Raw genomic sequence first — 10,601 nt, 5'->3', positions numbered from 1 at the left:
CTCACCCCGCCACCTTCACGGTCGTGGTCGCGCCCCACAGGGCCAGCGACAGGAAGAAGTCGGTGACGCTGATCAGCACGATGGCGTTGCGCACGGACCGGCCGACGGCGACGCCGACTCCGGCGGGGCCGCCGGAGGCGCGGTAGCCGTAGTAGCAGTGGGCGACGATCACCATCACGCTGAAGATCAGCACCTTCAGGACGGAGAGCAGCACGTCCGTCGGGGACAGGAAGAGGTTGAAGTAGTGGTCGTACGTCCCCCGGGACTGGCCGTTGAACAGGACGGTCACGTAGCGGGAGGCGAGGAAGGAGGAGAGCAGCCCGATGGCGTAGAGCGGGATGATGGCGACGACGCCGGCGATGATGCGGGTGGTGACGAGGTACGGCATGGAGCGGATGCCCATGCCCTCCAGGGCGTCGACCTCCTCGTTGATGCGCATGGCGCCGAGCTGGGCGGTGAAGCCCGCCCCGACGGTCGCGGACAGGGCGAGTCCGGCGACCAGGGGGGCGATCTCGCGGGTGTTGAAGTAGGCGGAGACGAAGCCGGTGAACGCGGCGGTGCCGATCTGGTCGAGGGCCGCGTAGCCCTGGAGTCCGACGACGGTCCCGGTGAAGAGCGTCATCGCGATCATCACGCCGATGGTGCCGCCGATGACGCCCAGGCCGCCGGAGCCGAAGGCCACCTCGGCCAGCAGCCGCTGCACCTCCTTGAGGTAGCGGCGCAGGGTCCGCGGGATCCACAGCAGGGCCCGTACGTAAAAGAGGAGTTGGTCGCCGGAGCGGTCGAGCCAGACGAGTGGGGAGGCCATCGGTCCTCAGCCTCCCTTCGGCGGGACGATCTGGAGGTAGACGGCCGTCATCACCATGTTGACGAAGAAGAGCAGCAGGAAGGTGATGACGACGGACTGGTTGACGGCGTCGCCGACGCCCTTGGGGCCGCCGCGCGGGTTGAGGCCCCGGTAGGCGGCGACGATGCCCGCGATGAACCCGAAGACCAGCGCCTTGAGTTCGCTGACGTAGAGGTCGGGCAGCTGGGCGAGGGCGGAGAAGCTGGAGAGGTAGGCGCCGGGGGTTCCGCCCTGCATGATGACGTTGAAGAAGTAGCCGCCGAGGATGCCGACGACGGAGACCAGGCCGTTGAGCAGGACCGCGACGCCCATGGCGGCCAGCACCCGGGGCACGACCAGGCGCTGCACCGGCGATACGCCCATGACCTCCATCGCGTCGAGTTCCTCGCGGATCTTGCGGGAGCCGAGGTCGGCGCAGATCGCCGAGCCGCCGGCGCCGGCGATGAGCAGGGCGACGATGAGCGGGCTGGCCTGCTGGACGACGGCGAGGACGCTGGCGCCGCCGGTGAACGACTGGGCGCCCAGCTGCTCGGTCAGGGAGCCGACCTGGAGGGCGATGACGGCGCCGAACGGGATCGAGACCAGGGCGGCGGGCAGGATGGTGACGCTGGCGACGAACCAGAACTGCTCGACGAACTCGCGGAACTGGAAGGGTCTTCGGAAGACGGCCCGGACGACTTCGGCGGCGAGTGCGAAGAGCCGTCCGGTCTGCCGCAGGGCGCCGGTGATCACGCGCCGCTCCCGGCGGCGGGCATCGGCAGCGTGGCGGCCTCGGAGTTCTTGGCGTAGGTGTCCCGGATGGCGGACCGCGCGGCGGGCGGCAGTGTGTCGATCATGTCCAGGACGCGCCGGCGTCGGCGGGCCACGGCCTGGCGCGGCGGCAGGCCGGGCGAGGGCTCCAGCTGCGGCACGATCACCCGGGGCGCGGCGGGGGCCGCGGGGGCGGCGTCCGCCTCGGCGGCGAGGGTGGCCGCGTCCTTCTCCTCGGACATCCCGATGGGTCCCTCGCGCCGGCCGCCGAGGAACTGGGACACGACCGGCTCGTCACTGGTGAGCAGGACCTCGCGCGGGCCGAAGGTGACGAGTTGGCGCAGGAAGAGCATCCCCATGTTGTCGGGCACGGTGGCGGCGATGTCGAGGTTGTGGGTGACGATCAGCATCGTCGCGTCGAGCTGCGCGTTCAGGTCGATCAGCAGCTGGGAGATGTAGGCGGTGCGGACCGGGTCGAGCCCGGAGTCCGGTTCGTCGCACAGGATGATCTGCGGGTCGAGGACGAGCGCGCGGGCCAGTCCGGCCCGCTTGCGCATGCCTCCGCTGATCTCTCCCGGCAGCTTTCCCTCCGCGCCCAGCAGCCCGACGACCTCGATCCGCTCCATGACGATGCGGCGGATCTCCGACTCCTTCTTGCGGGTGTGCTCGCGCAGCGGGAAGGCGATGTTGTCGAAAAGGGACATGGACCCGAAGAGGGCGCCGTCCTGGAACATGAGACCGAACAGTTTACGGGTCTCGTAGATGTCTCTTTCCGGACTGTTCACCATGTCCACCCCGTTGATGAGGACACGGCCCTTCTCGGGTTTGAGCAGCCCTATGAGCGACTTCAGGAAAACGGTCTTACCGGTTCCGGACGGGCCCAGCATGACGCTGACCTCTCCGGCCGGAAGAGTGAGTGACACGTCCCGCCAGATGCTCTGCTTACCGAAGGACTTGGTCAGGCCCTCGACCACCACTTCGATTCCCATATCACCTCCAGCGGACGCCAATCGGATACGCGCTGCGGGCCCGCACGTTAAGTCGGCCCCGAGCGCACTGACAACGGGTGCGGCACGGATCTCCGGCGCCCCCGCCGAACTTGTCACCGCGCTGACAACCCGCCCGGCCCGTACTTGTCTCCGGGGAGACAGGGCAGGGTCTCGCGGTTCCGGGGGGTGTGGATTCCGCGGGACCCCGACGGCGGACACCCTCTCCCGACGGGAGGACGGGCCGGAACGTGTCCGCCATGGCTCCGGCCGACGGGGGCCACCGACCTGGAACCGAGCACCGCACCGGCACGTTACGGCCGAGTAACCTCGGCGGGCAACACCGGAATCGGAGATTTCCGCGATACCGGCCCCGGCCCTCCGGAACCTGTCAGGGAAGACACAAGAACCACCCGGGAACTTGTCATCGAGTGAGCACGGGAACCCCGGCGCGTGCGACGCTCACGGGGCGGCGGCGGCACGGGGCGGACGTTTCGACCTTGGCAGCAGGTGACTAAGCCGAATCGCGTTTCACTCACCCCGGAAACAGCTTGTTCCACTTTTCAAAGAATCATGGACTTCCGCATTGTTCGGCTATGTTTCCGGCGAGTAACGTCACGGCGCAATGCAGGTCAACCCTCAAGGAGACCGAGTCATGAAGAAGAGCATCAGAAGGTCGGCCCTCGTGGTGTGTGCGGCCGCGTCGGCGCTCGGCCTCGCCGCCGCCCCGTCCTCGGCGGTGCCCTCCACGGTGTGGACGGTCAACCCCTCGCCGGCCGCCTTCAAGGCCGTGAACGTCGGCAACATCGTGCTCACCGCCACCATCCCCATGACGTGCACGACCTCGACCGCGGCCGGGACGATGGCGAGCGCCACCGGCAACCCCGGGGACGTCGCCGACATCACCACCATGAACTTCGGCGCGTCCGGCTCGCCGTGCACCAGCGTCCTGGGCAACGTCACCACCACGTCGGTCACCCCCTGGGACGTCGTCGCGGTGGACTACAACGCCTCCACCGGTGTCACCACGGGCTACGTCGGCAACGTCAAGGCCAACGTGACCGCCGGAGCCTGCAAGTTCACCGTGACGGGCAAGGCCTCGGCCACCTACACCAACTCCACCGGTGTCCTGGCGGTCAACAGCACCGCCGGTGAACTGGCGGTCAGCAACCCCGTCAACTGCGGTGCGATCGTCACGACCGCCACCAAGCCCACCTTCAAGGGCAACTACGCCGTCACGGTGGCGAGCACCGGCGCCATCCCCACCATCGTCGGCTCCAACCCGTAGGCCGCCGACCGGTCCCGTCCGCCCGGCCGGCACCCCGGCCGGGCGTTCGCAGGCCCCGCGCCCCGCGCCCCGTGCCCGAGCAGACCGGCGCCTTGTCCGAGCCATCCGAGCGGAGTCGCATGAAAGCCAAGCCAGCCGCCGCCCCGCGGCCGTCCCGGGCCCGTGCCCGCACCACGTCGATCGCCGCGTTCGTCGTGCTCGCCGCCCTGGTCCCGACCACGGCCACCGCCTCGGGCACCCAGGAGGTCGAGGCCGAGCTCCCCTACGTCTGCGCCCTCCCCTCGGGGCAACTGCCCGCGACGGTCCGGGTCTCGGCGGAGTTCCCGGAGCGGGCCGAGGCGGGCGAGGCGTTCACGCCGTCCGACGTCACCACCACCGTGGAACTCCCGGCGGAGGCGGTCGCGGACCTCACCGCGCAGGGCGCGGCCGAGGTACGGGCGGCCACCCGGCTCGCCGTCGGCGTCGCCCAGAACGCGGCCACGGCCACGGCGACCTGGCGGGGCGGGTCCGAACCGGTCGCGCTGCCCGGATCGGGGCCGCTGACGCTGGTCGCGCGGGGCGACGTGCCCTCGGTGGCCGGCCGGAGCGACGGCGACCTGACGTTCTCCGCGGGTGCCCTCGCGATCGACCTGGCGCTCGGGGCGGCCGACCCGGCCGCCGCGGACCCCGGCTCGCTGACCGTCGACTGCGCCCTCGCCGAGGACGCGCCCGGCCAGGGGCTGCTGGCCACCGTGCCGGTCGGCACGGACGAACAGGCACCGAGCGGTTCGCCGTCCTCCTCGGGGCCGGCCGAGTCCTCCGGGGCGCCGGACGACGACGGACAGCCGGACGGGCCGGGGGACGGGCGGCCGGAGCGGCAGTCCGAGCGCTCGCCGAAGGTGCTGGAGAACACCCCCGGCGCCGCCGCCGACCGCGACGACGTCCCGCCGTGCCGCTACGACGAGCAGCACCCGCCCACGGACGTGTCGCTCAACGCCTACGTCACCGGCTACGCCAACGTGAAGAAGATGAAGGGCGCCGCCTACCTCCCGCCGTCCTGCGTGCTGATCGAGCAGGGACTGCCCGTGCCGGGTCCGCCCGACCCGGAGTACCTGATCTTCGACACCCTGTCGTACGCGAACTTCCACTACCGGGAGCGCAAGCAGACACCGCCCTTCGAAGCGACCTTCCTGTCCTTCGACTTCGCCCCGGTGAAGGCCACCATGGTGCTGGAGCAGACGGCTCCCCTGCGGATCGACTCGCGCATGAAGATACGGCTCTCCGACTTCACCACGATCACCGACACCTACGTCCGGGCCCCGCTGGTCCTGCACGTCCTGGACCTCGAGGTCAACGGAACACCCCTGGACGTCGGTTCGGAATGCCGGACCGAGACGTCCCTCACCTCCGAGGACCCGGACCCCGCGAACTTCCCCGGTGACCACCTGGTGCTGTACGGCCGGGGCGAGCAGCTCATCGGCCTGCCGGCCACCGGCTACCTGCTCCTGAGCGGCGGTGCCCTGTCCGGCGAGGCGACCATCCCCGCCTTCACCGGCTGCGGCAGCGACGGTGAGGACCTCGACCGCCTGCTCACCGCCTCCGTCTCGGGTCCGGGCAACCACATCAAGCAGGTCCAGGGCCAGACGTGCGCGATCGCCGCCCCCGTCTTCCCGAGCCCTGAGAACGAAGGCCAGTGCACCGAGGACCTCCAGCCCTACGAGATCCCCGTCGCCGAGCGCTGATCCCCGTCCCACACCTCCACGGAAGGCCACCACCATGTCCCGGATCTCCACCCGCACCCGGCTCGCCACCGTGTCCGCGCTGACCGCGCTCGGCGCCTTCGCCTCGCTGGGCTCGGCGACCGCGGCCGATCCCGCGCTGAACGGCGAGTGGGCGCCCTTCACCCGCTGCCCCGTGGACGCCCCGGCGATGCTGGCGGCCGACGGCTTCGAGAAGACCCCGCAGTGTGTGGTGTCCACCTCGGCGAGCGGCACCATCAAGCTGGGCGACACCACCGTGACGACCGGCAGGACCAACCTCCAGATGGGCATCGTCCAGAACGCGGACGGCACCAGCAGGGTGGTCGCCCCCGCCTCCGGCGCGCTGGTCGCCGAGCCCGCCACGGTGCCCGGCGGGCTGCTCGGCCTGATGTGCCCGAGCGACATATTCGTCATCACGGGCATCTGCGAGTCGCTGGAGAACTCCAGCCTCAACAAGATCACCGCGACCATGGAGTCGGTCGGCGCACCGTACGCCTTCGACCAGACCGCGGGTGTCCTCACCGATCTGCCCATCGTCGCGCTGCCGGTCCGCATCCACCTGGAGAACCCGCTGCTGGGCGACAAGTGCTACATCGGGACGGCCGCCAACCCGATCGTGCTGCGCCCGGAGAACCGCACCTTCCCCGAGTTCGGCATGACCTTCTACCAGGGTGACGGCACCGAGGACGCGGCCGGCGAGATGAGCCGGATCAACCTCACCGGCGCCACCCAGAACGACAGCACCTTCGCGGTGCCCGGCGCCACCGGCTGCGGCCTGAACGTCGGTCTGATCAACCTCGCGGTGAACGCGAAGACCGGGCTGCCCTCCGCCGCCGGCCACAACAGCGTCACGCTCAACGACACCCGGACCCACCTCACCGGACTCAACGCGCCCGGCACCGTCGTCCCCGACGCCGGCAAGGTGCTGGCCGAGAACTGGCACTCCGCCGTCAAGTAACAGGCGCGGGCCCACACAACGATGGCACGTTTCCTCCCCAAGAGATGTACATCACACCGAAGTTGATTTACCGTCTGCTTGCCAGACCGGTGAACGCTTCGGACCGGTCCAGGCTCCGCCCGCCGAGGGCGGGGCCCGGTCGGCCCATCCCCACCGGACATGTCGACGGCAAGGGATCACTCATGCCCTCAATCGCGCGTCCCTCGGTGCTCGGTGAACCGCTCGACCCTCTCCCCAAGAAGTTCGCGTCCTTCATGCGCCCCCTCCTGCCGGGGCTGCTGAACGAGATACGCACCGAGGTCACCCGCAGCTACCCGGTGTACGGCCGGCTGCTCAACGGCCCGGACGGGGACGCGATCCGCCAGGGGGTCGAACAGGCCCTCACCGCCTTCGTGGACCGGGTGGCCGACCCCTCCAGCAGCTCGGAGCTGCGGGACGAACTGCTGCGCAGGTTCGGCCGGGTGGAGGCCTACGAGGGCCGCGACCTCGAAGTCCTCCAGGGCGCCTACCGGCTAGGCGCCCGCATCGCGCTGCGCCGGGCCAAGACCCTGGGACGGCAGTACAGCCTCTCCCCCTCGCTGATCCTCGCCTTCGCCGACGCCCTGTTCGCCTACGTCGAGGAACTGGAGGCGATCACCCGCGAGGGGTACGCCGAGGTCCGGGAGCGGGCCGCCTCCGAGGAGTCCGCGTTACGAAGACAGTTACTGCACTTCCTGCTGGCCGCCTCCCCGCTGCCCCGGACGGCCGTCTCCGAACTGTGCAAGGCCGCCGCGTGGGAGCTGCCCCGGTCCTGCTTCCTCGTCGCCCTGCGGTCTCCGGCGCCGGAGCACATCCAGGCGGGACTCGACCGGGACGTCCTCGCCGACCTGGACATCCCGCAGCCGCACCTGCTGGTGCCCGGTGACCTCACCCCCGCCCGCCTGGACATGCTCCGCACCGCCCTGGCCGGCACCCGCGCCGCGCTGGGCCTGACCGTGCCGATCACCCAGGCCGCCGACTCCGTCCGCTGGGCCCGCCGGGTGTTGCAGCTCGTCGACGACGATGTCGTGCCCGACGCCCCACTGGTCCGCTGCGAGGACCACCTGACGACCCTGTGGCTGCTGTCCGACCCCGCCCTGGTCGACCGGATCGCGGCCCGTGAACTGGCCCCGCTCGACGAGTTGCCCGCCAGGCGCCGCGACCGCCTGGTGGAGACCCTGCGCGTGCACGTGTCCACCCGGGCGCCCGCGGAGCAGGTCGGCGAGATGCTGGGCGTGCACGCGCAGACCGTCCGCTACCGGCTGCGGACGCTGGACACCCACCTGGGCGACCGGCTCGCCGACCCCGACCACCGCTTCGCCATCGAGGTGGCCCTGCGCTCGCTCCATCTGCGGGGCCACGACGACCCGGAGTGACGGCTGCGGCCGGCGTGCGCGCGGGCACCGGCGTGCGGCTCAGTACGCGACGGGCCAGCCGCTGCTCCAGTCCAGCAGGTTGATGCCGAGCTTGGGGGTGCCGTTGTCGTTGCCGTCGTAGTAGTGGTAGACGATCAGGTCGCCGTCCACGTCGTTCATGATCGACTGACCGCCGGGGCCGATGACGCTGCCGTGCGACTCCAGGACCGGCGTCCCGCCGCCCGCCGTCATCGAGACGCCGCTGCGGTCGCGGTAGGGCCCGGTGACGCTCGGCGCCCGGCCGACCTTGACCTTGTAGGTGGAGCCGGTGCCGGCGCAGCAGGTGTCGTACGAGGCGAAGAGGTAGTAGTACCCGTTCCGCTTGACGACGTACGGCGCCTCGACGGCCTTGGTGCCCGTCGGCCGGGAGGCGAGAGAGCGGCGGGCGGTGTCGGAGGCGAGCTGCTTGCCGGTGGCCGGGTCGATCCGGATCATCTTGATGCCGGTCCACCAGCTGCCGAAGGACAGCCACCAGGTGCCGTCGTCGTCGACGAAGAGGTTCGGGTCGATGGCGTTGTAGTCGCTTGCGGAGTTCGACGTGTAGACGATGCCGTAGTCGCTCCAGCTGCCCGGCGCCCCGGTGGTGGAGCCCGCGAGTCCGATGGCGGAGGTGTTGGAGCCGAAGGACGAGACGGAGTAGTACATCAGGTACTTCCCGCCGTGGTACGAGATGTCCGGCGCCCATGCCTCCGGGACGGACGAGTAGCGGGACCACCAGCCGGGCCGGGAGCCGAAGGCGTCGGCGCCCGCGGCGAAGGCGGTGCGGTCCGAGGACGACTTGCCGCTGATGCCGCCGCCGGTGGCGTAGAGCCGGTACTGCCCGGACGGGGTGCGGATCATCGTCGGGTCGTGGGTGACGACGGAGCCGGTGACCCGGCCGGGGTTCGGGTAGGCCGACGCCGTGGAGGGGACGAGGGCGAGCAGGGCGGCGGTGGGGAGGGCGAGGAGTGCGGTTCGTCTGCGACGCATGGGGGGCTCCTGTTCCACATCTCGTGTTCTGTATGTCGAACAACGGTCGTGTTGTCGGACGTTGCGCAGTGACGGAACCTAGAGTCGAAGCGCTTGCGCGTCAATGTCCTTGGCACCAGCGGCAGTTGCTGTCCGGAAAACGCCGGCTGGAGCCCCGTCGTGGCCGGCGACTACGTCGCTCCCGCGCGCGGAGCGCACATATGCCACCGGCTTGGCCCAGGGTGAAGTGAACACGTGTGCCTGTGATCGCTGGTCGGGGTGGCGGTCGCGAGTTCGTCGGGTGTGTGTGCGGCTGTCGTACGTATGGTCCTTCGCAGGGTTCGGGACAGCACGGTGTCCTGGCTGCGGCAGTGAAGGGGGCGACATGGCGCAGGTGAGGGCGGAGGGCGGTCATGCCCGGTACACCTATCGGTTGCGGGTGTCGTCCACGGCTCAGGCCCTGCTGGCCGCCGAGTGGGGCCGGTGCCGCTGGGTGTGGAACGAGTGCGTCGCCAAGTCCAGGGCCGTGCACCTGCACAACAGGGCCACCGGTGAGAAGACCATGTGCGGTCCGGCCCGACTGGACAGGATGCTGACCGAGGCCCGCGCCCGGACGCCGTGGCTGCGGGAGGGCTCCTGCGTTCCCCAGCAGCAGATCATCCGCGACTTCGGCCGCTCCCGCGCCAAAGCCCAGCGGGACATCGCCGGGCGTCTGCCCGTGGCGCGCCGGGCCGGGATGCCAACGTGGAAGACACGGCGTGAGGCGTCGGCGACCCTGAACTACACGCGGCGCGGGTTCCAGCTGAAGGATGGCCGACTGCACCTGGCAGGCGGCATCGTCCTGAACGTGGTGTGGTCGCGGGAGCTGCCCGACGAGCCGTCCTCCGTACGCGTGTACCAGGACAACCTCGGGCACTGGTACTGCTCCTTCGTCGTCCCCGCCCAGGTCCAGCCCCTGCCCGCGACGGGGCGCGTCCTCGGCGTCGACTGGGGTGTGAAGGAGACCGCGACCACCACGTCCGACGCGCACGACCTGCCGCACCCCGCGCACGGTGGGAAGGCGCGGGAGAGGCTGACCCGGTACGACCGGATGATGGCCCGCCGCAGGCCGAAGAAGGGAACCCCCGCATCGAGGGGCTACCGGACGGCGATGAAGCTGCGGGCGAAGGCGTACAAGAAGGTCGCCCGACAACGTGCGGACACCGGCCGCAAGTGGGCCAAGAAGGTCGTCCGCGACCACGATGTGGTCGCGGTCGAGGACTTCCGCCCGAAGTTCCTGACCAGGACAAACATGGCCCGCAAGGCCGCGGACGCCGCCATCGGCGCCACCAAGACGGCTCTGATCGAGATGGGCCGCAAACACGGGCGGGACATCCGCCTGGTCCACCCCGCGTACACCACGATGGACTGCGCGCAGTGCGGAGCGAGAGCCAAGCACGCCCTGCCGCTGGGTGAACGCACCCACACCTGCACCGCGTGCGGAACCACAGCCCCACGGGACAAGAACTCCGCACGCGTCATGCTCGTCCGGGCTGGTCTCAACCCGGCTGGTGCCGATGGTGGAAGACCTCCTGGAGCGCCGCTCCAGGAGGCAGCCTGAGCCAGGAATCCCCTCCCCCAGGGAGGGGAGGGTTCAAACCGGCCGGTTCCCA

At 70.4% G+C, this 10,601-nt stretch carries 9 protein-coding genes; 5 read left to right on the top strand and 4 right to left on the bottom strand.

What is annotated here, in order from left to right; translation table 11 throughout:
- Position 1: 1 nt before the first annotated feature.
- The 3 genes from B9W62_RS26690 to B9W62_RS26680 are packed head-to-tail and all read right to left on the bottom strand — an operon-like array spanning position 2 to position 2,586.
- The gene (locus tag B9W62_RS26690) at positions 2-808 is read right to left on the bottom strand and encodes an MlaE family ABC transporter permease (RefSeq protein WP_007388461.1); all 807 of its coding nucleotides are present in this window, start codon (positions 806-808) and stop codon (positions 2-4) included.
- Between the two features lie 6 nt (positions 809-814).
- Positions 815-1,579: an MlaE family ABC transporter permease gene (locus B9W62_RS26685; RefSeq protein ID WP_059299236.1), complete on the bottom strand. Its 765-nt coding sequence runs from the start codon at positions 1,577-1,579 to the stop codon at positions 815-817.
- The gene (locus B9W62_RS26680) at positions 1,576-2,586 is read right to left on the bottom strand and encodes an ABC transporter ATP-binding protein (RefSeq protein ID WP_179235685.1); all 1,011 of its coding nucleotides are present in this window, start codon (positions 2,584-2,586) and stop codon (positions 1,576-1,578) included. Before B9W62_RS26680 ends, B9W62_RS26685 begins: the two co-directional genes overlap by 4 nt.
- Before the next feature lie 652 nt (positions 2,587-3,238).
- On the opposite strand from B9W62_RS26680, the gene B9W62_RS26675 reads away from it, so the two are divergent.
- The 4 genes from B9W62_RS26675 (at position 3,239) to B9W62_RS26660 (ending at position 7,962) form a co-directional block, all read left to right on the top strand.
- Positions 3,239-3,871 carry a hypothetical protein gene (locus B9W62_RS26675; protein WP_087809533.1) on the top strand — a complete coding sequence of 211 codons (633 nt, stop codon included), beginning with the start codon at positions 3,239-3,241 and terminating at the stop codon, positions 3,869-3,871.
- 119 nt (positions 3,872-3,990) lie between these two features.
- Complete coding sequence (locus B9W62_RS26670; RefSeq protein WP_087809532.1) at positions 3,991-5,592, top strand: DUF6801 domain-containing protein; 1,602 nt, start codon at positions 3,991-3,993, stop codon at positions 5,590-5,592.
- A 34-nt stretch (positions 5,593-5,626) separates the two neighbouring features.
- Entirely contained in the window at positions 5,627-6,568 is a 942-nt protein-coding gene (locus tag B9W62_RS26665; RefSeq protein WP_087809531.1) for a hypothetical protein, read from the top strand.
- Positions 6,569-6,750: 182 nt separating this feature from the next.
- Entirely contained in the window at positions 6,751-7,962 is a 1,212-nt protein-coding gene (locus B9W62_RS26660) for a PucR-like N-terminal domain-containing protein (protein ID WP_087809530.1), read from the top strand.
- A 39-nt stretch (positions 7,963-8,001) separates the two neighbouring features.
- Here the strand turns inward: B9W62_RS26660 and B9W62_RS26655 are convergent, their stop codons facing one another.
- Positions 8,002-8,970: an arabinan endo-1,5-alpha-L-arabinosidase gene (locus tag B9W62_RS26655; RefSeq protein ID WP_087809529.1), complete on the bottom strand. Its 969-nt coding sequence runs from the start codon at positions 8,968-8,970 to the stop codon at positions 8,002-8,004.
- Between the two features lie 364 nt (positions 8,971-9,334).
- Between B9W62_RS26655 and B9W62_RS26650 the strand changes: the two genes are divergently transcribed.
- Positions 9,335-10,549 (top strand): RNA-guided endonuclease InsQ/TnpB family protein, encoded by a 1,215-nt coding sequence (locus tag B9W62_RS26650; protein WP_087809528.1) that lies wholly within the window; start codon positions 9,335-9,337, stop codon positions 10,547-10,549.
- The last annotated feature ends 52 nt before the right edge of the window (positions 10,550-10,601 follow it).

Source organism: Streptomyces sp. CS113, from assembly GCF_002188365.1.
Lineage (GTDB): Bacteria > Actinomycetota > Actinomycetes > Streptomycetales > Streptomycetaceae > Streptomyces > Streptomyces tendae.
This window is presented reverse-complemented; position numbering and strand designations above follow the sequence as displayed.